28 protein-coding genes and 1 riboswitch are annotated in these 24527 nt (G+C 43.8%); of the genes, 10 read left to right on the top strand and 18 right to left on the bottom strand.

All coding sequences use genetic code 11. The annotated features are described in order from the left end of the window. Positions 1-170 precede the first annotated feature (170 nt). Both rtp and ACWHAR_RS04880 read right to left on the bottom strand, forming a co-directional pair. Positions 171-539, bottom strand: coding sequence for a replication termination protein (gene rtp / locus ACWHAR_RS04885; RefSeq protein WP_003153833.1), 369 nt, complete (start codon positions 537-539; stop codon positions 171-173). A 284-nt stretch (positions 540-823) separates the two neighbouring features. Next, positions 824-1540 (bottom strand): 3-ketoacyl-ACP reductase, encoded by a 717-nt coding sequence (locus ACWHAR_RS04880; protein ID WP_007407344.1) that lies wholly within the window; start codon positions 1538-1540, stop codon positions 824-826. Positions 1541-1669: 129 nt separating this feature from the next. Between ACWHAR_RS04880 and ACWHAR_RS04875 the strand changes: the two genes are divergently transcribed. Further along, the gene (locus ACWHAR_RS04875; protein ID WP_032873471.1) at positions 1670-1975 is read left to right on the top strand and encodes a DUF948 domain-containing protein; all 306 of its coding nucleotides are present in this window, start codon (positions 1670-1672) and stop codon (positions 1973-1975) included. 65 nt (positions 1976-2040) lie between these two features. Beyond that, positions 2041-2802, top strand: coding sequence for a hypothetical protein (locus tag ACWHAR_RS04870; RefSeq protein WP_032873468.1), 762 nt, complete (start codon positions 2041-2043; stop codon positions 2800-2802). Between the two features lie 31 nt (positions 2803-2833). Here ACWHAR_RS04870 and ACWHAR_RS04865 read toward each other — a convergent pair whose 3' ends face one another. Genes ACWHAR_RS04865 through ACWHAR_RS04855 form a run of 3 tightly spaced genes read right to left on the bottom strand, consistent with a single transcriptional unit; the run spans position 2834 to position 6604 of the window. Further along, the gene (locus tag ACWHAR_RS04865) at positions 2834-4081 is read right to left on the bottom strand and encodes an RbtT/DalT/CsbX family MFS transporter (protein ID WP_022553238.1); all 1248 of its coding nucleotides are present in this window, start codon (positions 4079-4081) and stop codon (positions 2834-2836) included. A 47-nt stretch (positions 4082-4128) separates the two neighbouring features. Further along, positions 4129-5595, bottom strand: a complete 1467-nt coding sequence (locus tag ACWHAR_RS04860) for an FGGY-family carbohydrate kinase (protein ID WP_032873466.1) — start codon at positions 5593-5595, stop codon at positions 4129-4131. After that, positions 5588-6604 carry a 2-hydroxyacid dehydrogenase gene (locus tag ACWHAR_RS04855; protein WP_032873464.1) on the bottom strand — a complete coding sequence of 339 codons (1017 nt, stop codon included), beginning with the start codon at positions 6602-6604 and terminating at the stop codon, positions 5588-5590. Before ACWHAR_RS04855 ends, ACWHAR_RS04860 begins: the two co-directional genes overlap by 8 nt. Before the next feature lie 121 nt (positions 6605-6725). Beyond that, a riboswitch (SAM riboswitch) is annotated at positions 6726-6818 on the bottom strand. A gap of 147 nt (positions 6819-6965) precedes the next feature. Here ACWHAR_RS04855 and ACWHAR_RS04850 point away from each other — a divergent pair. Both ACWHAR_RS04850 and ACWHAR_RS04845 read left to right on the top strand, forming a co-directional pair. After that, positions 6966-9029: a molybdopterin oxidoreductase family protein gene (locus tag ACWHAR_RS04850; RefSeq protein WP_032873462.1), complete on the top strand. Its 2064-nt coding sequence runs from the start codon at positions 6966-6968 to the stop codon at positions 9027-9029. A gap of 111 nt (positions 9030-9140) precedes the next feature. Then, entirely contained in the window at positions 9141-9368 is a 228-nt protein-coding gene (locus tag ACWHAR_RS04845; protein ID WP_045555079.1) for a hypothetical protein, read from the top strand. A 43-nt stretch (positions 9369-9411) separates the two neighbouring features. Here ACWHAR_RS04845 and ACWHAR_RS04840 read toward each other — a convergent pair whose 3' ends face one another. Beyond that, positions 9412-9636: a hypothetical protein gene (locus ACWHAR_RS04840; RefSeq protein WP_032873457.1), complete on the bottom strand. Its 225-nt coding sequence runs from the start codon at positions 9634-9636 to the stop codon at positions 9412-9414. 199 nt (positions 9637-9835) lie between these two features. Here ACWHAR_RS04840 and ACWHAR_RS04835 point away from each other — a divergent pair, with 199 nt between their 5' ends. Then, a complete protein-coding gene (locus ACWHAR_RS04835) occupies positions 9836-10414 on the top strand; it encodes a MarR family winged helix-turn-helix transcriptional regulator (RefSeq protein ID WP_032873455.1) in 579 nt (192 codons plus the stop codon). Beyond that, positions 10407-10688, top strand: coding sequence for a hypothetical protein (locus tag ACWHAR_RS04830; protein ID WP_032873454.1), 282 nt, complete (start codon positions 10407-10409; stop codon positions 10686-10688). Before ACWHAR_RS04835 ends, ACWHAR_RS04830 begins: the two co-directional genes overlap by 8 nt. 38 nt (positions 10689-10726) lie before the next feature. Here ACWHAR_RS04830 and ACWHAR_RS04825 read toward each other — a convergent pair whose 3' ends face one another. The 6 genes from ACWHAR_RS04825 to ACWHAR_RS04800 form a co-directional block, all read right to left on the bottom strand. Then, the gene (locus ACWHAR_RS04825) at positions 10727-11191 is read right to left on the bottom strand and encodes an SMI1/KNR4 family protein (RefSeq protein ID WP_032873451.1); all 465 of its coding nucleotides are present in this window, start codon (positions 11189-11191) and stop codon (positions 10727-10729) included. A 20-nt stretch (positions 11192-11211) separates the two neighbouring features. Beyond that, entirely contained in the window at positions 11212-13008 is a 1797-nt protein-coding gene (locus tag ACWHAR_RS04820; protein WP_032873450.1) for a T7SS effector LXG polymorphic toxin, read from the bottom strand. 329 nt (positions 13009-13337) lie between these two features. Further along, a complete protein-coding gene (csaA, locus tag ACWHAR_RS04815) occupies positions 13338-13670 on the bottom strand; it encodes a chaperone CsaA (RefSeq protein ID WP_032873448.1) in 333 nt (110 codons plus the stop codon). 68 nt (positions 13671-13738) lie between these two features. Beyond that, entirely contained in the window at positions 13739-14449 is a 711-nt protein-coding gene (locus ACWHAR_RS04810) for an AraC family transcriptional regulator (protein ID WP_032873446.1), read from the bottom strand. A gap of 51 nt (positions 14450-14500) precedes the next feature. Continuing rightward, positions 14501-15067: a TetR/AcrR family transcriptional regulator gene (locus ACWHAR_RS04805; protein ID WP_032873443.1), complete on the bottom strand. Its 567-nt coding sequence runs from the start codon at positions 15065-15067 to the stop codon at positions 14501-14503. Further along, positions 15067-15786 carry an MBL fold metallo-hydrolase gene (locus tag ACWHAR_RS04800; protein WP_032873441.1) on the bottom strand — a complete coding sequence of 240 codons (720 nt, stop codon included), beginning with the start codon at positions 15784-15786 and terminating at the stop codon, positions 15067-15069. Before ACWHAR_RS04800 ends, ACWHAR_RS04805 begins: the two co-directional genes overlap by 1 nt. A 224-nt stretch (positions 15787-16010) precedes the next feature. Here ACWHAR_RS04800 and ACWHAR_RS04795 point away from each other — a divergent pair, with 224 nt between their 5' ends. Then, complete coding sequence (locus tag ACWHAR_RS04795; protein ID WP_032866232.1) at positions 16011-16532, top strand: hypothetical protein; 522 nt, start codon at positions 16011-16013, stop codon at positions 16530-16532. A gap of 28 nt (positions 16533-16560) precedes the next feature. Here the strand turns inward: ACWHAR_RS04795 and czrA are convergent, their stop codons facing one another. Next, positions 16561-16893 (bottom strand): Zn(II)-responsive metalloregulatory transcriptional repressor CzrA, encoded by a 333-nt coding sequence (gene czrA / locus ACWHAR_RS04790; protein ID WP_007407993.1) that lies wholly within the window; start codon positions 16891-16893, stop codon positions 16561-16563. Positions 16894-17084: 191 nt separating this feature from the next. Here czrA and ACWHAR_RS04785 point away from each other — a divergent pair, with 191 nt between their 5' ends. Continuing rightward, entirely contained in the window at positions 17085-17750 is a 666-nt protein-coding gene (locus ACWHAR_RS04785; protein WP_003153802.1) for a lysozyme family protein, read from the top strand. A 66-nt stretch (positions 17751-17816) separates the two neighbouring features. Here ACWHAR_RS04785 and ACWHAR_RS04780 read toward each other — a convergent pair whose 3' ends face one another. Together ACWHAR_RS04780 and ACWHAR_RS04775 are read right to left on the bottom strand one after the other, a co-directional pair. Further along, a complete protein-coding gene (locus ACWHAR_RS04780) occupies positions 17817-18353 on the bottom strand; it encodes a DUF420 domain-containing protein (protein WP_007611945.1) in 537 nt (178 codons plus the stop codon). A 144-nt stretch (positions 18354-18497) separates the two neighbouring features. Continuing rightward, the gene (locus ACWHAR_RS04775) at positions 18498-19280 is read right to left on the bottom strand and encodes a VLRF1 family aeRF1-type release factor (RefSeq protein ID WP_032873440.1); all 783 of its coding nucleotides are present in this window, start codon (positions 19278-19280) and stop codon (positions 18498-18500) included. Between the two features lie 188 nt (positions 19281-19468). Between ACWHAR_RS04775 and ACWHAR_RS04770 the strand changes: the two genes are divergently transcribed. Together ACWHAR_RS04770 and ACWHAR_RS04765 are read left to right on the top strand one after the other, a co-directional pair. Then, complete coding sequence (locus ACWHAR_RS04770) at positions 19469-19972, top strand: GNAT family protein (RefSeq protein ID WP_007611949.1); 504 nt, start codon at positions 19469-19471, stop codon at positions 19970-19972. Between the two features lie 64 nt (positions 19973-20036). After that, positions 20037-21014, top strand: a complete 978-nt coding sequence (locus tag ACWHAR_RS04765) for a S66 family peptidase (protein WP_032873437.1) — start codon at positions 20037-20039, stop codon at positions 21012-21014. A gap of 31 nt (positions 21015-21045) precedes the next feature. Here the strand turns inward: ACWHAR_RS04765 and ACWHAR_RS04760 are convergent, their stop codons facing one another. From ACWHAR_RS04760 to recQ, 3 genes are all read right to left on the bottom strand, one after another. Further along, positions 21046-21438, bottom strand: coding sequence for a hypothetical protein (locus ACWHAR_RS04760; RefSeq protein ID WP_025284849.1), 393 nt, complete (start codon positions 21436-21438; stop codon positions 21046-21048). A gap of 162 nt (positions 21439-21600) precedes the next feature. Beyond that, positions 21601-22470 carry a 3D domain-containing protein gene (locus ACWHAR_RS04755; RefSeq protein WP_007407985.1) on the bottom strand — a complete coding sequence of 290 codons (870 nt, stop codon included), beginning with the start codon at positions 22468-22470 and terminating at the stop codon, positions 21601-21603. Positions 22471-22705: 235 nt separating this feature from the next. Beyond that, positions 22706-24484 carry a DNA helicase RecQ gene (recQ, locus tag ACWHAR_RS04750; protein WP_032873435.1) on the bottom strand — a complete coding sequence of 593 codons (1779 nt, stop codon included), beginning with the start codon at positions 24482-24484 and terminating at the stop codon, positions 22706-22708. Between the last annotated feature and the right edge of the window lie 43 nt (positions 24485-24527).

Below are 24527 nucleotides of genomic sequence, written 5' to 3'. Positions count from 1 at the left end.
TTTGTTCGTATTTTTCACACGTTTTTTATGTTACCACTTCAAGAGTCGATGTCAAGTTTGAAGGTTCTATTGATATGTATTGTTCCGAGCCTGCTATTATGTATAATGAATCACAGAACATACCTTACAAACCTTTTGAGCCCGGGAGGCCGGCTGCGTTCCGGCCGGATTTAAAAATTATCTGAAATGGCTTTTTCAATCAGCTTTTTGCAGCGGTCAAGCTCTGTCTTCAGCTGTTTTTTGTAAAGCTTCGCAGCTTCATAGTCTTTAAATTGATAGAGAACGACTTCCTGGAGTTTGGCTCCCTCTTTTTTCACTTTTACTTGCTTTAAAATCCCGTCATCCAAAAGTTCGTGAAGCGAACGGTATACCTCGGTATGATTCGGCTTAAAACCGATGGGTTTAAATTCCGAGCGGAGCACCTCGAGAAGCTTCAGTCCGTAAAGCCGTTCCTGCTCTGTCATTGTAATCATGTAAAGCTTTAAAAAAGCTCTTTGTTTCACTAAAAAACCGGTTGAACTTCTTTTTTCTTCTTTCAATATGTGCACACCCTTCCTTCTAACAAATTATTCCATGTACTAAATATTCTCTTTATATCCCGTTTTCCCTTTTATCGTTCGGACAGTTTGGTTTGTATAGATTTGTTTTTTGGAGGCGGGGAAAATAATCTTAATGAACATTTGGTACATAGTTTATTTAGTTTAATTATAGCTGATAGCAGTTTCTTTTTCACTCTTTTTTCTGCAAAAACGGATTTTTATGCCTATTTATTCGGGTTTGCGGGAACAAAAAAGACCCGTCGTGAAGACAGGTCCCCTTTTGTTTAAGGATTAGTTGACCACAAACCGGCAGTTTTGATGAAAATGCGCGGATGTAATTTCAATTGAGCAACCATATATTCTGCAAGATCCTCAGGCTGCATGACTTTTTCCGGATTGCCGTCTGTCAGATTTAATTCAATAGACATGTCGCTGGCAACCGTGCTCGGAGTCATTGCGCTGACACGGATATTGTGTTTTCTGACTTCCTGCATGAGAGATTCAGTCAGACCGAGAACGGCAAATTTAGAAGCGCTGTACGCACTTGTCGCCGCGGCGCCTCTTTGGCCCGCCGTAGAAGAAATATTAATGATATCTCCTGATTTTCTCTCAATCATTTCAGGAAGAACGGCGCGTGTCACGTGGTATACACCCATTACATTAACTTGTATGATGTCTTCCCACTCTTCAGGCGTAAGATCCAAAAATCCGCCGAATTTGCTGATTCCGGCATTGTTAATCAAGATGTCAATCTCACCGAGTTCTTCTTTAATAGAGGAGACGGCTTGTTCAACCTCTTTTTGGTTTTTTACATCGGCAGCAGCGAATGATGCCTTTACACCAAGGGCTTTCACTTCTTCCGCAACCTTTTCGACATTTGCTTCTGTGCGGCCGATTAAACCGATATTGACTCCTTCTTTGGCTAAAGCGATAGCGGCGGCGCGGCCGATTCCTCTGCCCGCACCCGTGATAAGAGCCGTTTTGTTTTGTAAGCTTTCCACGTCTTTCACCCTTTCTGAATGTCCTTATGTACGATTTCACATTATAAGCAGAAAAAAAACAATTAGCAAATAAAATGATTCAACACGATCCGTAAAGGGTATCAACTGAAAAAAAGGAGTGAAAAGCAGATGATCATCATTTTGTATATCAGTGCTGCCGTTGCGGCTGCCGCATTCATTTATGCAGGCGTATCCGCCGTGCGTTTTAAAAGAAACACAGCGCCTGATATAAAGAAGATTAACACCACAGCAGCGTCCATGCAGACGTCCGTTGATGAAATCAAAACAGAAACCGTTCTGTTATCGCAAAAGCAAAAAGAACTGCAGGAAGATTTTCTCACTAAAAAAACAGCCGTGCAAACGACGGCGGCCGAAGTTAAAGGAACGCCTCACGCCTTAAAAATGCTCTGGAACGCCGGTAAAAGTGATGTATGAGCCTGCATGTCATCCGACGTTTTTGATGACACTAAGAGAAACTGGCGGATTCAAGGAGGCATAACATGATTTGCGATCGTGAGCGGCTTGCGCATTTTTTGCAGCAGCTTAAAGCACTATCATATTCGGGAGGGTTTACAAAATCGGATTTGCTGACTCCGGCTTTCCATTTAGCCAAGGACGGAGATCTGGATTTGTATTATTCGCCTCATAATGAATATATTAACCCTCATGCAGTCGTTGCCATTTCCGGAATCACACCCGGTTTTTTTCAAATGCAGCTGGCTTACAAAAAAGCGGCACAGCTTTTAAAAGATGGCGAAACGCTTGAAACGATAGCGTATGAAACAAAAGAAGCGGCCGGACTTTCCGGTTCAATGAGACAGAACATCATCGAAATGCTTAATGAATGCGGTCTGCCGGCCGCGCTTCACGTTGAGGATTCATCCCGGTTATTTGATTCAAAACGGGAGCTTCTTCATACAACGTCCGTTATCAAACACCCTGTTTTTTATAAACAGAAAAACTATACGGGACATCGGCCGGCAATCAGCAGATCAGCTCTTCTCAGCCGTTACGCGCTGAAATGTTTTCCGGATGAAATAGAAATGATGGAAAAGGACATTCTGCTTATCCCTCTCGGCAAAGCAGCAGAATCAGCCTGCCGCATGCTGAAGAAGAACGGCAGAATGAGTCATGCGGTCATTCTGGAAGGTTTCCCGCATCCGTCCGGAGCAAACGGACATCGTTTCAAACAATTTCACAAAAACAAACAATCGTTACGTGAACAAATTCAGCGCTTTGCCGGGTTTCTTCAGCAGCTGTAAAAAAACGCCCCGAGTTTTCGGGGCGCTGCTGTTAAGAAGCGTATTCAGGCAATGCTTTATTGTGTTTTGCCGTTTTCTCTTCAGGCATTTTGATTTGATTTGTCAAGATTGCACTTACGAAATAGAGCGCTGCGAAAATCCATACAACGCCTTGTGCGCCGACAAGCCCGATGAACGCCCAGGCAAGCGCGGGGCCGACAAATGCCGACAGGCCCGCAGCCAGATTTAACACAGACATGGCAGCACCTTTATCGCTGCCGGCCGCCGTCGGCACGATAGCCCCGATCGGAACGAACCCGGCGAGGAGCCCTCCCCATATAAAACCGACAATGCTGACGAAAAGCAAGTTCCCATGTGATACAACAGGAGCATAATATAATAAAAGAGTAAAAATGCCGCAGCCTACTCCTCCGAACCACATGACAGTCTTTTTCCAGCCGAAGGCATCACCGACTGCGCCGAAGATTAAGTTAAAGACGATATTTCCGAGAAAGATCGTTCCCCAAATTTGAAGCCATACATTTGTAGAAATGCCGTGCTGCGCCATATGCATCGGAAGAAATACCGGAAATCCGTATGTACCAATGCTGTTAATGATCCGAATGATCCCCCCAGAGAGCACGCGCGGATTTTCAGCAAGGATGGTGATTCCCTTCATTAATTCCTGCGCCTTTTCCCGCTTATCTGCCTTTTTCTTTTCAAAGCGGTCCCTATTTAAAATCAAAGCAAAAAACGCGCCGAGGCAGACCCAGAAAATTGAACTCCACAGTGTATTCAAATAGCCGAAGGATTTGATGGCCCAGCTTGAATACCAAGCACCGAATACAAACATCCCGCAGCAATATGCAATCCAGAACCAGCCGACTGCCGTACTGAGCCTGTTTTTCGGCGACCGGTAAATCACCCATGTCAAAAATGAATAGGCAAACAGCGGATAACCCAGCCCTTTAATAAAATACGTGACATACATCACCGGCAAATTAAGATTTTCAAATCCGTATGCGATAAACGCGGCTGTTCCGATAACGTAAAACAACAGCCCCATAAACATCGTCCGCTTTGCGCCGAAGGCTTCGAGGCAGACCCCTGAAAACCAAGACGCCACAGCGAGAGAAATACCGTAAACCGTAAACAGGGATGCTGATTGCTGTACCGTCAAGCCGTTTTCAACTAAAAACGGGCTGAGCCAGCCTTGTTCAAGGCCATCCCCCATCATAAACAGCACGACTCCCAAAAATCCCCAGGCGAGCTGTTTCGGAATTCCTATTTTATTAAGCATTTTTGTTCCTCCTCAGCAAACTTTCATGTTGTCATCTCATCCCCAAGTCAGGCTTTCACCGCCGGCTGAAAACGAGTAAATAACTTTTGCGTATATTTCCATTCTTCATATAGGAAGAGATCCGTCTGATCCGCTTCCGGCTCAATTACCTTTGTGCGGCTCGAAAGCTCTGCTTTCACACCGAGAGCTTCGTTGCAAATCATCGCCGCTCCCATTGCGGATGCCTGGCTGAACCCCTCTCTCTTATAAATTTTCTTTTGGAGAAGGTTAGCAAGAAACTGTGTCAAAGCATCACTTTGGAAACCGCCGCCGCACACCTTCACATAATCTTTTGAAAAGGAAGCCACCTCTGTTAACGCCTCATAGTTCCATTTGATTGAAAAAGCGATTTCCAGCAGTGCGGCTTTGACAAAATGGGCTCTGCTTAAGTTTTGGGACAGCGGGGCGTCAAAAATAAATCCGCCTTTTGCCAGTGCGTTTTTCTCTGGCGATAAATAGGAGCCTAACGCAGAAATACAAGCATGATCATGTTTCGGCAGACTTGCGATTTCCCGTTCCATGACGCCGTAGGATTCATTCGGATAAAAAATGGATTTTAATTTTTGATAATTGAGTCCTGTTACACCCGGATTCGTTTCAAGAAGCCATTGACCTTCTTCTGTATGGCAATTCAGCCATGCATTCTCTAATCTTTCGGTTCCGGTCTCAGCTGTTATCTTTATAATCGGCGTCGTCGTGCCGGATACGATGACGATATCTCCCGGCTTTGCATCTGCACTTTTGATGGCAAGCTGTGTGTCTCCCCCGCCTGCAATCACAGGCACTCTTTCAGAAAGACCGAGAACCGCCGTTTTCTTAAACGTTAACATTCCGACAACCGTCCCAGATCGGACGAGTGAAGGAAGAATGGCAGAAGGCACACCGAAGATGTTGCATAATGTCTCTGACCACGCCTTTTTCCTTACGTCAAACAGCAGTGTTTCAGCAGCCTGTGACGGTTCATAGCTTAAAATACCGCTCAGCTCAAATGTCACCCAGTCACTGATGCTTGTGATGTACTTCACTTCTTTCCATAAAGACGGCTGTCTAGCTTTTAATCCGACAAGTTTCATGGCGGAAAATAAAGCGCTCGGAAGACGTCCGGTTTGCTGATGCACTTCTTCTTTTGCCTCAATCCCGTCTTCCCATTCACGCCCTCTGTTATCAATGTTGGGCAGACCGAGAAATGCCTTTTTATCTTTATTGATCAGAACAATTCCCTGCCTCTGGCTTGTTGAGGTGATTCCGATTAATGTAATATGAGGGCTTTTGCCAATAACCTTCCTTGCCATAGCGCTGATTTGCTTCCATAACTCTTCCGGTGAGAAATATCGTCCGTCCGGATAAAGCGGATCCGTCACATATTCAATGTCTTCCCTTTCAAGCGCGGTCACATCGCCGCCGGCAGTCACGACCGCGACTCGCGCATTCCCCGTCCCGATGTCAAATACAAGGTAGCCTTTTTGTTCATCCATTACAGCCTCCTCCTTCCGGTTCAAGTTCTCTTTTGTTATAAAGTTCACGTATTGAGCAGGTTTGATCTTGTTTCCATTTGAAAAGCGCTTCATTTAAAATCTTCACATGATGATCTTCCACTTCAAATGTTGCGCCCGCTAAATGGGGAGTCGCTAACACATTCGGCAAAGAGATCAATTCATAATCAGAAGATTCAGGCGGTTCGTGATAAAACACGTCAAGGATCGCTCCCTTAATCCGCCGTTCTTTCAGCACCCGCAGCAGCTCTTCCCTGTCTGTAACCGCCGCTCTTGACGTATTGACAAAAACAGCTTCCTGTTTCATCAATTGAAAGTGCCGGGCGCCGATAAGGCCGATGGTTTCTTCTGTGCGCGGCAAGTGAACGGAAACAATATCACTTTCAGAAAATACCCGTTCAATCGTCGTTTTTTCATACTCCCGGTTTTCATGACGGACAAATGGGTCATAGTAAAGCACCTTGCAGTCAAAAGCGGCCAATAGCCGGGCGATTCTCTGTCCGACAGCTCCGAAACCGATAAGGCCGACTGTTTTCCCCGTCAGCTCATTTCCTCTGAATTTGACGTAAGCCTGCAAATATTCACCATTCCACTTCCCGTCCTTCAGCCACTGAAGGGAAGAATACGTATGACGTAAAAATGAAATCACATTTCCGATAAACATTTCAGCAACAGCCTGGGCATTGCGGGCCGGTGTAAAGAAAACGGGGATTTTTCTTTTAGTCGCCGCCGCAATATTCACATTAGACGGCGTTCCTCTGCAGACACCGATAAAAGCGGAATCGGGCAATATGTCAATAACACGCTCAGACACCTCATCAAGTTCAGTAATAAGCCCCGACGCGTTTGTCTCTTGAATCATTCGGATTAATTCATCTTCCCGATAGGCCCGGCCGTTCTTCTTCCACGGCCGGTGCACAGTCCGGCCGAACAGCTCAGTCAGCTCCTTCAGCCCCTCGTCGTGATATGGCGAGGTAATTAAAACCGTCATGGTGCAAAACATCCTTTTCACATAAATTTTTTCATAAAAAAATCTCTTTCCCCAAAGAAGGAAAGAGATTCATATACCGTCTTTATGCGCTTGAAGCGCACAAATATGTATAGATCATTCTTTCCTATCTTTCAAGCATGCGCTTGCTGGAATTGGCACAATAAATGTTGCCGAGGTTTCATAGGGCCAGTCCCTCCACCTCTCTGGATAGAAAATAAAATGATGAAATTGTCAGGCTGTTTAAAAGAATAAACTCATCATAGAAAAGTCTTTCCGTGATGTCAACACTTTTTTTCTGAATTGACGTTCGATTTTGAAATGTTATAATGCTTACAATATAAACAAAGAGGAGAAATGGGCTATGAATTCTGCTGCAACACAGCCGAACGGGGTCTTTAAGTCGGTATGCTCACTAGACTGTCCCGATCAATGCGGCTTGCTTGTGACAAAAAAAGACGGAAAAATCGTTAACATTCAGGGAGACCCCGATCACCCGGTCACATCAGGGAATATTTGCAACAAAGTCAGACACATGGCTGAGCGTATTTATGATGAGAAGCGCTTAACCGTTCCGTTAAAACGGATCGGTAAAAAAGGTGAAGCCGCGTTTGCGCCTATTTCCTGGGAGGAAGCGTTCAATACGATCAGTGCGCGCTGGAAAGAGCTTATTGCCGAAGAAGGAGCGGAAAGCATTCTTCCGTACAGCTTTTACGGCAACATGGGAAAACTGGCGGCAGAGGGAATGGACCGCCGTTTTTTCCATCGTCTCGGAGCGAGTCATCTCGAACGGACGATTTGCAGCAAAGCCGGATCTGAAGGCTATAACTATACAATGGGTGAAGGAGCGGGTACTGATCCGGAGGAGACCATACATGCAAAGCTCTTTATTTTTTGGGGGATCAATGCCGTCAGCACGAATATGCACCAAGTCATGATTGCTCAAAAAGCCCGGAAAAAAGGGGCTAAAATTGTCGTTATCGATGTACATAAGAACCAAACCGGCCGGCTTGCCGATTGGTTTATTCCCATTCGGCCCGGCACAGATGCCGCACTCGCCCTCGGTATCATGCATGTCTTATTCGACGAAAACCTTCACGATGAAGCATTTCTCACAGAATACACCGAAGGCAGTGACGAATTAAAAGCGCATGTTCAACACTATGATCCGGAAACAGTTTCTGCTATTACAGGCGTTAAAGCCGACGATATCAGACGCCTTGCGAGAATGTACGGGGAAACCTCCCCTTCCCTTATCAGGATCGGAAACGGCATTCAGCACCATGACAATGGCGGAATGATCGTCCGCACAGTTGCCTGTCTACCGGCTGTTACAGGACAGTGGCTCAACACCGGTGGAGGCGCAATCAAGCACAACAGCGCGGTATTAAACTATAACAGACAAGCGCTCCAGCGGCCTGATCTGCTTTACGGCAAAAAGCCACGATCATTTAATATGAACAGGCTCGGAAGCGTTCTGTTAGAAACAAAACCGCCCGTGCGCTCCCTGTTTATTTACGGTACGAATCCCGCAGTGGTTGCGCCGGAAGCGAATAAAGTCAGAAAAGGCCTGCTGCGTGAGGATTTATTTACAGTCGTTCACGATCTGTTTTTAACGGAAACCGCCAAATATGCGGATATCGTGCTCCCTGCTGCATCCGCTTTTGAAAACACGGATTTTTACACGTCTTACTGGCATCATTTTATTCAGCTGCAAAAACCGGTGATCGAACCCTACGGGGACAGCAAATCGAATACGGAAGTGTTCCGTTTGCTTGCCGGGGCAATGGGATTTACCGAGCAGGAGCTTCAGGATTCCGATGAAGAATTGATCAGACAGGCGCTGGACTTTCCCGACAATCCGTATATCGAGGATATTGATTACGAAGCGCTCTCACGCCATTCCTTCATGAAAGCCAAACGGAAAAAACCGCTTTTTCCGGGAAAGCTCAAGACACCGAGCGGAAGAATTGAATTATATTCGGAAAAGATGAAACAGGACGGTTATCCCGCGCTGCCGACACATATCCCTCTTGAGAGCGATGACGATTTTCCGCTTTTATTTGTCCCGGGACCGAATCATAATTTTTTAAATTCGACATTTTCGAATAATGAAAAACACGTAAAACTGGAAAAAGCGCCAAAGCTTTTTATTCATACAGAGGATGCTGTACGCCGGAACATAGAAGACGGGGAAACCGTTAGAGTTTGGAATCACCGCGGCGAGTGTGAATTAACAGCTTCGGTCGGCGAACAGGTGCTTCCCGGCGTTGCAGTCAGCCAAGGTCTTTGGGCCGATATGGATGATAAAAAACAGCTCGTCAATTCGCTCACGCCCGATCGGCTGGCGGATATGGGCGGAGGCGCTGTTTTCTTCTCCGGAAAGGTGCAGGTGGAAAAGCTCAGCAATCAAAACCGTCCGCAATAAACGCCCGACGGTTTTGCTGAAGGCTGAATCCAAAATGATAACGTTTATTGGAGGTTTGGATATATTACCGGCATTGGAATCGCTTTAGCCGGATATTTCATCGGAGACGGATTGAAAAACTTTAAATCACCTGATCCTCATGAACACACTGACCACATTCTCATTAAAGAAAAAGATCTGCACTTCTATATTGGTTATTATTTAGGAGTTACGAAGGAAGAAGCAAAACAAATCGTGCCCGACACCTCTGACATTCCGCATATCACGAGAAACGGAAAGCGGTATGTGCAGAAGAATACATTAAGAGAATGGCTGACTTCCATGCTGGAAAAAGAATAACAGCTGCCATGAAAAGCGGGAAGAGTTTTTCTCTTCCCGTTCATTAAGATTTGCCGCCCTGCCTCTCTTCAACCCCAAACATACGACAGATATCGTTCTTACGTAACGAAACATCCCCTTCTTTTGATTTCAAATAAAACCCTTTCATATATAACCGTATGACTTCCTCATATGTAAGCTCATGACGAAGGAGCGCCATTAAACACCCGTCTTTTTCATCTTGTTTATTGAACCATTCATACTGTTCTGACCAGTTCACTTTCTGCATGCCAAACACCTTCTCACTTTAGATTAATGCCCTTTTCGCATTTATTATACTTATTTCCCCTTTTGTAAACACTCCGACTGCCTGTGACATTTTTGAAAACAGCCGTAGCCGCTACTATTAGTCACCATGTTGACTTGTTTTTCATTTCAATGTATATTGTCATTGTCAACATGGTGACGATTTAGATAGGAGATAACTTATGGATATTAAATTATTAATGAAGGAACTGCATGTTATGCAGCAAAGTTACGCATCATTATTTTCGGTTGTCAATAAAGTGCAGGCTCGGGGGGACGAATACTTAGAAATGCTGACTTCCCGACAGCACATGACTCTTATTGCTATTGCCCATTTACCGACGGAAGATACCACACTTATGAATATCGCTAAAAAGCTGGGCACAACAAAACAAACCGCTAACAAATTAATTTCAAGCCTCGCGAAAAAAGGATATGTTCACACTGTGCCAAGCAAACTGGATAAACGTGCAATCAATATTGAGATTACCCCTGAAGGAAAAAAAGCGTTAATTTCCTGTTCAGAAAAATCCACCTATTTTTTAGCGGATATGTTTCATGACTTCACAACTGATGAAATTGAAACATTCTGGAGGCTATTGCAAAAACTTTATCGTTTTGATGGTGAAGAACAGGATGGTTTTGAAGAAAAAGTACATTTGAAAGTTGAAGATCAGGCACAATTCATCTCAGATGACTATGAAGAAAAAATCATGGCTGAATTTTCAAAACGGCGATATGGGAGTGCAGACGATGAATAATATGCTTTATCGAAAAGTAAAAGAAACAGAGGATACGATAAAGGAAAAATGCTATGAGCTGAAAGATAAAATTGATCAATTTATTTCTCATGCTAAATATAAATTTCATCGCAAACGCAAACTGGACCGAGCCGGCAATTATATATCAATTGCCATTGGACTCTTTATCCTAACTGCCTCATGGCTGACCGCAACACAATGGCTGCTTTGGATAGGCGCGGCGAGTATTTTGAGTAATGCCTGTTTGCTCATTATAAAGCCTGTTAAAAATTGAAAACCTAAAAAAAGCTCTCTAAAAGAGAGCTTTCTTTATTAATCGTCCCAGTCTTCATCTTCTTCCCAGTTTTCTTTTTTTTCAAGCAACCTTCTGTAGAAAAATTCAATAAAGCTGTCGGCTAGCTTGTCTTGATATCCAAGCACTCTATCCCAAATAAAAACAGGGCATTCATTATTACTGTTCATTTTATTAGTATCTAAGGCATAAGCAAAAAAATCAATATCTTCTAGTATCACAAGTCCATCAGATAAATGATAATAATTACGATATTCCTCTGTGGTTTCAACTACCGAAGCCCCGCCAAAGTCATACCCTAAAATATCAATTCCATATAAGCCGCCAGAGCCAAAGTTTCTCAGAAACCATTTATAACTATCAGGAAGGTGTAGTTGGAGCTCCTTCTCTATATTAATAATCTCTTTTTCACTTATTCCTCTAGTAAAATAACTGTCTGCTTTATTTTCAGTTATAAACTCTATAGTTTTTTCATATAAGTCCATTGATATCTCTCATTCCTTTTTTATTTTTCATATTGTTTTGCTCTCCATTTCCAATACCTGTCTCGGAAATTATCATACTGGGCTTTTAAAACCGGATCGTTTCTAAAGCTTTCACCATCAGATTTAAGCCTATGGATAATGCCGCTATATTTAGTATGTAAGCTATTTGGAATTTCAAGCATTGGACCAGGTTCCTCTTGAATTAAATGGTGTAGATTTATTTGTGTCCCATCTTTCGCAAAAGGTGCATTTCCACTTTTCATTAATTGAAGATTCGTAAGGCCTTTACGATTTTTTTGGTTCATATCAATATCTTTCATAGTATACACTCTGCGGCTTATGTCTTTAACTTTTCCCTTTGCTTTTACCTTGCCCTTAACCTCAAAGGCACCATACTTTTCTTTATTTAACCAAGGAAGGTTTATTTCTTGACCAGTAAACGGCTTTCTCGTTCCATCCGGGATTTTCTTTGCATTGGTCAAAAGTTTATTTTTAAGGTTTTGGCTGTCAACCACATTGTATGGTACGTCACCCGCCAGAGCAAGATCATACTTAGAGTTATAAGGAAGCAAATCTGCAATCTTAACGTCTTTAATTTTCTTCCCTGCCTGTCCTGCCTTGTTTATGACCTTCCCCGCCGCATCAGCTTTGTTAACGGCTCCTGCGCCTTTCGTTCCGACGACAGCCACAGCTGCTGAACCAATTGCATATGCCACCCATCTTGATCGGGAATACGCATCTCCATTTACCATATCTTTTTGATACGATTCCTCAATAGCTGTTGAAATGGCATTATACGTGTTAATTGGATGAGCAACTGCCCCTATGATACCTTCAACAACTTCATCAGGCTTATTGATCAGTTGCCATAAACCTGTTACCGTGTCTTTCCCGACATCATAAAGACCGACGCCGGCTCCTTTTAAAATATCCCAAGTCACTTCTCCGGCTTCTTCCATCTGTTTTGCTTGTTCAAGCTGCATCACATACTGCTGCTGGGAAGGTTCAAGGTTCTCGTAACCGATCTTCTTCGCAATCTCTAAGTATTCATCCGGATCAGTTACTCCATCGGCGAGCTTTTTCTTCAAATCCTTGATTTCCCGCTCTTTTGCTTCTTCCTTCTTAAACGTTAAATATGTGTCTGAGTGTCTTGCAATCTCGCCTTTTTTCTTATGTATGTCACTTTCTCTGTACGCCTTGGCGTTATAGTGAAGTGGTGTTGCATTTTTTCCCTTACCCGTGGCATTTTGAAGCTGTTGAAAGTCAGCTTGGATGAAATGTTCATTTGCCTCGGTTTCTGCGTATTCTTTCGTTAGATCGTGATCAAGTTTGCCGAGTTTATGTATGGTCTCATCCCGTTTTTTATCTGCTGAATCCAGCTTTTGATCAACATCTTCTGTCGAGAAAACTTCTAGATGAATGATATCTCTGATTTCATCAAGGATACCTTTCATTTCATTGCGCTGCTCCTGCATGATAGCTTGTGATTTATTCTTCGCATGGATCAGCTCGTGTTCTAAAAAGGACTCTTCCACAAACGAATCGGCTAATCCCGCATCAGTTACTTTTCCTGAGATACTGTTAAGAAAAGCAATCTTCATATCGATCAGATTAAGCCAGCTGTCTGTAACGCCTGCGTGGTCTTGAAAAAAGGCTTTGATATTGTCGGCGCCTTTGCCTGAAAACTCACTGTCGTCTAAGTCAGCCATCCCCTGAAAAGCTTTCCTGAGATTGATAAATTGTTCTCTAATCTGATCGTATTGTTTTGCCCGCTTTTCTGCGGCTGAGATTAACGAGGATGCTTCAAATACTTTCATTTACGTCTCCTTTCCGCTTCTTTCTCCCTAAATTTTACCACGAGATATAAGGTTAGATGAATCTCTTGCATTTGTCGAACTGCTTTATTCAAGATCATAAAATTTCAAATGAAACCTTACACGAAAGATCGGGGATCGGCAAAACAAAGCCAGATATAACATATATTAAAAAATCTCTTGCATTTCCGCACACGCCATGCTATATTGATATAGCGATGAGCTGAATTGTGTAAGCCGATGCACATGCCCTTGCGGCACACACGAATGTGGCGTGTGGTGTATCGCCTCAATACGCAAAAGACGTTTGCTTCTGCAAACGTCTTTTTTTATTATCCGATTTTCGTTCCGTTCGGTACTGTCTGCTCTGGCGTAAGCAGGACAACGTCTCCTTTTTCCGGGATGCCGCCGAGTACGAGAACTTCTGACTTAAATCCGGCGATCCGCCGCGGCGGAAAGTTGACAATAGCGGTAACCTGTTTGCCCGTCAGATCACCCGGTTCGTACCGTTTTGTAATCTGGGCGCTTGATTGTTTCATGCCGATCTCTTCGCCGAAATCTATTGTCATCTTAATGGCCGGCACCTTTGCTTCCGGGAATACTTCCGCTTTTACGACCGTTCCTATTCTAAGATCAAGCTTGATAAAATCTTCGATGACTGCCATATCAAAAACTCCTTTTTTACAATCATGATACCAAAAAAAGAAGCAGTTTATTTAACCGATTTTCAGAATTATTTATCAGATTGAAAGGTGTTTCGGAAGACGCGCGGCGTTATTCCCTTATGTCTGACAAACCATCTGGTAAAGGAAGACAAATTTTGAAAGCCGACCTCCTGGCTGATGTCTGTCAGCCGGCATTTTGTTTCAATAAGCATTTGTTCCGCTTTCTTCATACGGAGCTCAGCAATATAAGCTTGCGGGCTTTTCCCCGTCTGCTTTTTAAACCAGTCGGAATAATACGCCGGGTGGTAATGTTCCATTGCGGCAAGCTCTTTAATTGTAAAAGCCTTTGATAGATTTCGGCGGATATACGCAATTGAATTATTCGTACGGTTTTCTTGTATCTTTTCAGCAATATATTCTGCAAGCAGACTCAATGAATGAGCCGACTGCTGCTTTGTCTCTTCTGTCAGCAGAAACCGAATCGATGTCCAAAAGGGATCAAGCTTATTCAGAATGCCGGAGTCAAAGGAACTTTTGAAAAAGTATGCCGGTATGTCGAGAACGAGACATTCATTTCGCTCCAAAGAACGGAACCGATGTTCATGCCCGGGCGGAATATACAGCATTTGATCAGGTTTTAATCTGATTTTACGTCTTTCTGTCTCCAGGTCCAGCTGTCCTTCGAGCGGAAAGAGCATTTGGCAGTATGTGTGTGCATGAGAATCAAAAATATGTGAATAGGTGCGCCGCTCACAAATGATATGTTGTAATGAATCCATTTGTCCCTCCTTTTTACATGATGCGTCTTTTATTTAGTTTACATAATAATATTATTGTCCCCTATTCTGCAAACCTCTTAGGAAAGCAACAACTGCAAACTTCCGGCTTTCCTTAATTGATTCGGTTAATTCAAATGCACTCTGTTTTCTCAACACGACAAATCCGTGAAGAAGGCTCCTCAGTCCTCTCGCAGCATGAATCGCAGTGTCAGACTGTGCATAACCGTTAGCTGTCAGCTGCCTGACAACAAGCTCTACAAGCAGGCTTGACAGATTCTCAATCCGGCCGTCTTTTATCTTTTGAAATGTTGCGTCATATAATCCTGGATTGGCTTCGGCGAAATTGATATAGGCATCGGCAAGACTGAGCAAAGCCGTTTCGCCCGTCAGTCCTTCTGCAGAGGCCGCCATTCTTTCATATAACATAGTTAAACCGGAGACAGCCAGCTCTGTTTTAATTCCTTGAAGGCCATTGACAAAATTGTAAAGGGAAGGCGGTTTTACGTTTAAGGACTTTGCAACAGCCGCAAGCGTCACTTCATTCAGCCCTTTTTCGTCAGCGATGCCTGCTGCGGCTCTCAATATCATGTCAAGGCTCATTCCGACTCTCGGTGACATTATGATCGGCCTCCCGGCAGGCTTCGTTCGGCTTCCTCAGCAGCCTCAGCCATCATTTCAACGGGATTGCAGAGAACATTTCCATGTCCGGCGGCCAGACTGCTTGGTTGATGAGCGATAAGCGTTCTTGCTGTTTTTACAGCTTCTTCTTTATTCCACGTAGCAAAAGCCGGAAACGGAAATTTCCATTTCAGCTTCCCTGAAACAGCAAGGCCGCCCCGTACTTGAAAGGCATCTCCGACGATCAGCATATCATTTCTCATATCTTTAAAAGCGAGGCTTCCCGGCGTATGACCGGGAGCGGGAATGACAAGTAAAGATCCGATCCGCTCGCCGCCTTTCAGCAGGCGATCAGGTTCGGTCTGAACATTTTTCGGCACTCCCCCCTTTATCGGCGTTTGTGCTTCATGCTCAAATAATGAAGTGTCACCTTTCAGCAAGAAAGAATCCCGCTCAGAAATACAGACGGAAGCATCCGGAAATTCCGCAGCTAATGAGTCAAGCGAACCGATGTGATCCCCGTGCGCGTGGGTGAGTAATATGTCATTCAGCGGCTTCCCAAGCTGCCGCAATGCTTGTTTGATTCCTTTATGACTGTTAGGCAGTCCGGCGTCAATCAGGGTTACTCCTTCTTCTTCTTCAACCAAATAACAATTCACCGGGAAAAGCGCTGGAAAAAAAGTCAGCTGCCAAACACTTCCGTATTGTAAGATTCTCATCAACATCCCCCTAAAACTAATATCATTAGTTTTATTATAACTAACACCGTTAGTTTTTCAAGAGTTTTATGTTTAAATCCTGAAAAAGGCGCGGGCGATTCTCTTATGCCAAAAAAAGAAACGTGCATAATGTGATAAAAGATGCTTTCAGCCTGTGAATAAATCAGACTACTAAAACCAGCCGGATAAGCATACACTACTCAACGGAGGGGGAGTTCCACACCATGCATATCACACTTCAAAGCATCTGCCCTGTCTTAATGATTGCCTTTTTTCTGTATAAAAAGGTGAAACGGTCCGTCGGCTTTCAGCCTTTGAAACCCCGCTGGCTTTATACAAGAATGATTTTGTTTTCATTGCTGGCCGCAGCTCTGGCGTTTTTCAGCATCACACACCCGGCTTTATACGGCCATCTTATATTCGGCACTTTTTGCGGCTGGCTTCTGGTCCTGTTTGCTAAACGGAACATTTCTTTTGAAGAACGCCGCGGAAAAATATATTTTCGCACTCACCTGTGGATTGAACTTATTCTATTAACGTTATTCCTATCGAGATTTGTTTATCGCGTTATTGAGATTTACCGGGTCACAGCGGACTTTACCCATCCGGAGGCATACAGCCAAACGGTCGGCGCCGATCCGCTGACCATCAGTATCTTTTATTTCATCGCAGTTTATTACAGCGGCTTCTCTTTTTATGTTTTAAAAACGAGCAGAGACCAAACCAATAACAGTCAGTACGGCTGACATCCCTGTCTCAAAAGCAGGGATGTTTTTAATCGTGCCGCGTATGGTGAATCATTTGCTGAAGCACATCTAACACATGTTCATCCTCAGGAGAATAATAGATGGATGTTCCTTCTCTGCGTGATTTGACGAGGCGCAGATTTTTAAGAAAACGCAGCTGATGAGAAACGGTAGACTGCAGCAAATTCAGCTTTTCTGCGATATCATTTACCGCGTGCTCACCCTGTGACAGCAAATGGAGAATTCTGATTCTGGTCGGATCAGACAGCGCCTTAAAAGTCTGGGCAACCAAAAATAAAGTTTCCTCATCTAAATCGACAGCGGGGTCATTTGTGTTTCCGGATTCGTGAAATTCAGTCATATACCTCACCCTTCTTTTCTCAAGTAGCCCAATTATACCAAATGTCAATTGATGCAGATACATCCTGCGCCTGACAAAAGAACCGTTATTTTAAATTTATGTTTCAAATACGGGTTTCCGCTTGGTTTCGCGCATTCATCTGTGTCATAATGAAAAAGTCATAATGCTCCTGAAATTGAGGGTGAAACACAGTGGAGAAAAAGAAAAAAGGCTGTTTCGCTGCCGCGGGTCTTATGATGATATGTGTTTTTGTCATGGTTTCCTTCTTCCTCATTCTGTTATTTTCAAATAATGAATGGCTCAAAAGTCTTCCGTTTGATGTCAAGCCGATCGTGCTTGAACGGCTGACAGATTACAAACCGCTCGTTGAAGACGAGCTGGATGAAAAAGGACTCACCAAATATACATCGCTTGTACTCGGCATGATATATCAGGAGTCAAAAGGAAGAGGAAATGATCCCATGCAGTCTTCAGAATCTCTGGGTTTAAAGCGAAATGAGATTAAAAACCCTCAAACCAGTATCAAACAGGGAATCAAACAATTCACTCTCATGTACCAAACAGGCAAGAAAAAAGGCGTAGACTTGGATACGATTATACAAAGCTACAACATGGGAGCCGGCTATATTGATTTTGTAGCTGAACATGGAGGATCACATACTGAGGAACTGGCAAAACAATACTCCGAGCAGCAGGTCAAAAAGAATCCGAAACTTTACACTTGCGGAGGGAACAAAGACAATTTCCGTTATCCCTACTGCTATGGTGATTACACGTACGCAGAAAAAGTAAAAGCAAAAACAAAAACCGTTGAACAATCCTTAAATGTAACAACACTTGAAACGCTTGAAGAGTAAAAGGCGCCCTGTATGAGGCGCCTTTTTTCAATCAATAGAAAAAAGCCGCGCGGAGCACGGCTTTTTTTAATAATACGGCGAGATCATTAAGTATACAATGACACCCGTCAGACTGACATACAGCCAGAGCGGCATCGTCCATCTCGCGATTTTTTTGTGGCGCTCCACTTGCATGCTGAATCCTCTGATCAGCGTAAACAGCGCAAGCGGCACGATGATGAAGGAAAGGCAAATATGCGTAATTAAAATAAAGAAGTAAATCCCGCGCATGATGCCGTGGCCGCCGAATAAAGTATTCTCAGCTATCGAGTGGTACACGACATAGCAGATCAAAAACAGCAAAGTCGTCGTAAACGCCGCCAAAATAAAGCGTTTATGCGCTTGAATATTTTTTTGCTTAATCATAAAGAGCGCTGCCAGCAAAAAGATAAAAGTAAAGCTGTTAAAAATGGCATTTAACATCGGCAGAATATGAATATTGGCAATGCTGACCTGTCCCGACTTCGGCATAAAAAACAGCACCGCAATTAACCCGTTGATCAGAACGGTCAATGTCAGCACGATACCGGTATAACTTTTAGGTTTGTTTTCTGTCTGATTCATCTTATGACCTCTCTCAATTTTACTGACTATCCAAATGGTATGAGAATTCAGCTTTGATGTCAACGGTTTCGCCCGCTTCGTCAGAAATTAGACAAACTTAAGCCCTAAAAAGACCGGGTGTTTGAGACCCGGCCTTTCGTCATATTATGCTTCCTTCAACAGTTCTTCTATCACCTTATGTTCGTTTTCATTCAACAGATTTTTTGGAATGATCCGATCAATCGGTTTATTCATGTGCTGATCGAGAATATCGGCTGTTTCTTTGTCCCCTGCGATTACGAGACGCTCCCATTGGTGTGAAGCGGCCTTCTGATCAAGGTTCGAAGCCAATCGTTTATACAGCCTGTTTTGGTTTTCTTCGACGTGGGCTTTGGCGGCGTCCTCGTCCATCGATGCGAAGTTTCCGCTTACATCCTGCGGTTTCCACGATTCATTGATGACGTCGTATTGATAATGCTCCACCCCTTCAATTTTTCCGAGTACGGTTTCTATGATCTTCACTTCATTCTGCTGGGTGAGAATAAAAGCCGTGCTCGGAAATTGTTCACGGAGAAGTTCTAATTGATCAAGGACAGCCGTTTCTTCCCAATAAAATCGTGTTTCGACAGGCACCTGCAATTCAATCGTCTCCCAGATACCGCCTTCTCCCGATGCAAAAAACACGAGACTACGCGGCATCTCTTTACCAAGCCCATCGATATATTGATAGACACGTTCCATGATGCGGACGAGAGATTTTTCTTCTTCCGGATCACTTACAGACAGATACTCTTTTAATCTCCGAAAACCGGTTTTCAAGGCGATTTTCCACTCTCCCCCCTGCTGATCCGGATTTCTCATATCCGTATTTACATATAAGGAAAGCATTTTATCAGGAGATTCCGTCATTACGTACTTCAATTTGCCGATGAGTGAGTCAATTGCCATTATAGATTCCTCCTTTTTCCGCTGCTCACTGTTCCTTTCCCTATCCGCACCGCCTTAAAAACGTTAATCCACATATAAACGGCAGACTTTTCTAAAAAAGTTTTTGCAAAACCTATTTACAAACCAAGACATCATTTACTAAAATGGATACTTGTGTTTGACTAAGACTTTTACGCTGTGAAAGGAGTATGATTTTGTTTACTGCAGAAGAAAGAGATCAGAAAGAGCTGGAAAAAGAGCTTCATAAACTTGAATTTCAGATTTTCAGAATGCGGGAAAATCTGATAGATGTATCAAAAGACGCGCGAGTGCTTGGTATTGATCAATCGAACAATGACGATTGGATCATTGTTTCCTCGATTGATGATGGCCAAACATGTAAGATTATGCTGACTGACTGTGAGTCAGCCTACCGGGGAAGAGGCTGTTTTTCACTGATCGCCTCTTATTATGACAATGCCATTCATATCGGGGACATTAAAGGCCCGCCGAACCACGGCTACGGCTCGATCTGCATGAAATTTTTAAAACATATCGCCAGAGAGCAGAATATCCCGAAAGTGACGGGCGACATCGCTAAGCGTGATTGGGATCATGTCGACAGACTCATTCATTTTTATGAAAAGCATCACTTTGATGTCTGGATTGACAATGATACGCAATCAGGCGGCATTAAATGGGTCGACCTGTAAAAAATGATAGATAAACCCTCGTTAATATGGTGTAATAGATTAAACCATTTAAGGAGGGTTTTTTTTGTATCCGGAAAAATTGAAAAAAGGTGACGGCATTCGTATTGTGTCTCCGGCCACAAGCATGTCCGTTATGTCAGATGAAAATATAAATGCCGCGAAGACAAAATTGGAGGAGCTGGGCTTTTGTGTCTCTTTTTCAGAGAATGCGAAAGAAATAAATGAATTTGATTCATCATCCATTAAATCGCGTGTACGGGATCTGCACGAGGCTTTCGCTGATCCTGACATCAAAGCGATTTTGACGACACTCGGCGGGTTCCAATCAAATCAGCTGCTCCGCTATCTTGATTATGGAAACATCAAGCGGCATCCGAAAATCCTTTGCGGCTATTCAGATATTACCGCTCTCTGCCATGCCATATATCAAAAAACCGGCCTTATTACATATTCCGGTCCCCATTTTTCTTCATTTGCCATGAAAAAAGGGCTGGACTATACGATTGACTCTTTCTTGGCCTGCTGTGCTTCTGACAACCCGTATGAGGTAAAGCCTTCATCCGAGTGGAGTGATGATAAATGGTATTTGAACCAGGAGGACAGACGTTTTTATCGGAATCCGGGACCGCTCGTTATTCAACCCGGATATGCGGAAGGAACACTGATCGGAGGAAATCTATGCACGCTGAATCTTCTGCAGGGCACCGAATACTTTCCGGAGATGGAACAAGTGATTCTGTTTATAGAAGATGATCATATGTCGGACATTCATATGTTTGACCGGGATTTGCAGTCACTCATCCATCTTCCCGCTTTTTCAGCCGTGAAGGGAATTGTCATCGGACGTTTCCAGCATGCTTCAAATGTGTCTGAGGAGGCTCTCTGTGCCGTCATCCGTACAAAAGAAGAACTGTCATCCATGCCTGTTATCGCAAATGCTGATTTCGGCCATACCTCCCCTTTGATGACATTCCCGATCGGAGGAACATGCAGGATAGAAGCCGGCTCAGAAGGCGGACGGATATGGATCGATCGGCATTAATACATAAAGACGGGAAAACCGCCCCGTCTTTTTATTTTGACGCCTTATGCCGCGGCGTGCGCGGAGCGATCATAATTCGTCCGCCAGCCGCTGCCGTCACCCATACGGAAGCTCCTTCATAAAAACGGCTGATCTCTTCATTATATACGGCGTGTGTCAGTTCACGTTTATCATGCGTTCCGTCTTGGTTTTTTACGTTTAAAATAAGCACAAGCTCGTGCCTGCCATTCTTCATCACGCCAGTACGTCTCACCTTTTCAATAACGGCCGGCCTTCCTCTCCCTCTGTCAAGCGCCTGAAACAGCCTGACAGCAGGCATAGACAGTCCGATAACGAGCACAATGGCGAAAGCGGTGCATATACCTGCTTGAAACACCGGTGATTCTGTGAAGGCATTCCATAAACATATAAATTCCGGCTCCATCAGTTTCATACATCCCTTCAGATTCCGTTTTCACATCCATTCCTTATTATATTAGAGAAACGCTTTTTCTTTTTCCGCATATAACGATTATATACAGTCAAAAAAGGGAAGAAAAAAAGAACACAAAGCATTTCGCCTTGTGTTCTTCATCTCTATATGAAACTAGTCTAATACTTTAACGTTTACTGTTCTGACGCCCCAGTTGTTAGCGTCACTTTTCTTTGCAACAAATACGTCAATTTTATTTCCTTTAATTGCGCCGCCTGTATCTGCTGCTGTTGCCACTCCATAACCTTCAACATAAACCTTAGAGCCAAGCGGAATGACACTAGGGTCTACCGCGATGACTTTTGCATCAGGGTTTTTGTTTAAGTCAACACCGGTTGCCGTTACACCGGAAATGCCGCCGTCGTTAGCAGAGTAAGCAGTTGCAGTCATTGTCAGCTGCTTTTTAGGCTCTTGTTGGTTTGTATTTGATTGAACAGGCTGCTGTTTTGCTTCGACAGCCTTCGCTTCTTGTTTAGGTTGTTGTTCTTGAACAGGTTCTTGTTTAGGCTGCTCGTTTTTGACAGCTTCTTGTTTCGGCTGTTCTGTCTCGGCAGCTGGTTTTTGTTCAGTTTGCGGCTGGCTGGCTTCTTGAGCCGGCTGTGCAGCCTGAGCCTGACCTTTCACATTTAACGTTGTGCCTGCGTAAATTATATCTGATTGCAAGTTATTCAAGCTTTTCAGATTGCCGACTGATGTTCCGAATTTCTGAGCAATTTTCCAGAGGCTGTCGCCCTGCTTCACTGTGTACTGCCCAGATGTGGTTGTTTCTACTGAAGAAATAGTCAGTTTCTCTCCTTCAATGATTAAATCAGAAGATAACTGATTCCATTCTTTTAAGTCCTTTAGGTTCACTCCGTTTTTTTGCGAGATCCCCCAGAGCGTGTCACCCTTTTGCACCGTGATTTCTTTAGCAGAAGCGTGAGCTCCAAATGCAGTTGTTGAAATTGCTGCAACTGCGACAAAGGACATAATCGTCTTCTTCATAAGTAAATCCTCCCTTGTTAGCTTTTTATTGGCGGCTAACAGGTGATATCGTAACATATGAAAATGTCAGTTCAATAACAAAACGATTTGAATTAGATTACAGTTCCTTTACATGAAACATTTCTCTCGCTTGGTAAGTCTTGCTGAAATCTTGATACAGCAAGGGTTTTCAAGCCTCTGATTTTTCCGGCGCCAATGAAAAACACAATGTGCAAATTTCTAAAAAAACTTTTTTTCACTCTGTTTCTCTTACATAATTTCGGATTTCTTCTAAAAAAACCGCTCCGTATTTCAATCTTTTTTGTTCCCCGACCCCTTTTACGGAAAGAAGATCCTGATCCGTTTTCGGAAGTTTCGCCGACATTTCTTTTAACGTCTGATCTGAGAACACGACAAATGGAGGCACACCCTGTTCAGCTGCAATCTCTTTGCGGAGACGCCGGAGAAGCTCAAATAATTCATCATTTTCGGTAACGGCGGCGGCCTGTAAGGCTTCTTTTCTCGCGACTGCGCTTTTTCCAAGCAGAACGTCCCTGCCTTTTTGGGTGACCATAAGCGTCGGAAATGTGCCGTCCGCCATTTTGATATATTCATCTGAAATAAGGAATTCGATAAAATCACTGATTTCCGCTGCGGATTGATGCTTCATAATGCCGTAAGTGGACAGGCTGCTGAAGCCGTTTTCCAGCACTTTTTTATTTTTTGAGCCGCTAAGCACCTGCGCCACCATCGTTTTTCCGAAGCGCTCATTCATTCTGATAATACATGACAATACCATCTGCGCTTCTTTTGTGACGTCATGGGCGGTCCTTGTATCAGTGCAATTGCCGCATGCTCCGCAAGCTGCCGCCTCATTCTCGCCGAAATACTTCAGAATAAACCGCTGCAGGCAATCTTCCGTATGACAGTAATCCACCATCTGTCTCAGTTTTTTGAGATCCTGCTTTTGTTTTTCTTCTCCGGCGGCCGATTGGTCTATTAAAAAACGCTGCACCATAATATCCTGCGGCGAAAACAAGAGCACACACTCGCTGTTAAGACCATCGCGCCCGGCCCGTCCGGCTTCCTGGTAATAGCTCTCCATATCTTTCGGAATCTGCGCGTGTAAAACGAATCTGATGTTGCTCTTATCGATTCCCATTCCGAAAGCGGACGTAGCTACCATCACTTGTATCTGATCGTTAAGAAACCGCTCCTGCTGGTCTTTTCTGTCATCATCCGCCAATCCGCCGTGATAACGGCCGGCATTGATGCCGCTGCGTTTTAATTTCTCATATAAACGGTCGGTTTCTTTTCTTGTCGCTGTATATATAATGCCGGCTTCGTGTTTATTTTTTTCCAGATACCGCTCGATAAACCGGTCTTTGTTTTCGCCCTTTACTACTTTAAACGTTAAATTCTCTCTGGCAAAACCGGTATATACAGTTTGTTCTTTCTTAATATGAAGCTGCTTGCAGATGTCATCATGAACCTCAGGCGTAGCCGTCGCCGTTAATGCGATGATGACGGGCGGTTCTTTTAATTCATTAAAAAGGATTTCGATATTCCGGTAACTCGGCCTGAAATCATGTCCCCATTGCGATATACAGTGAGCTTCGTCAATGGCGACAAGAGGAACCGTAATATTCTGCAGGATGTGAATGAATTCAGAAGAAGTCAAACGCTCCGGTGTGATGTAAAAGAGCCGGTAAGCCCCTTGTTTCAAACCGGTCAGGCGCTCATGAATGTCACGGCTTGTCTGGGTGCTGTTAATATAAGCTGCCGCGATACCCGCTTCTTCAAGCGCGTCGACTTGGTCTTTCATTAAGGAAATAAGAGGGGAAATAACGATTGTGGTTCCTTCAAACAGCAGTGCGGGAATCTGATAGCAGATTGATTTTCCGCCCCCCGTCGGCATAATGCAGACCGTGTTTTTTCTCTCCTCTGCAACTGATTGTATCGCCTGCTTTTGGCCCGCGCGAAGACTGTCGTAGCCAAAATAATGCGCCAGAAGGGATTGGGCTTTATCCAGCATATGTTGTAAAACCTCACTTTGTCTTTGATTCTTTTATTTTATC

The sequence above is a fragment of the Bacillus sp. LR--39 genome, assembly GCF_053613335.1.
Note: the sequence above shows the minus strand (reverse complement) of the source record. Positions and strands in the feature narration are given on the sequence as shown.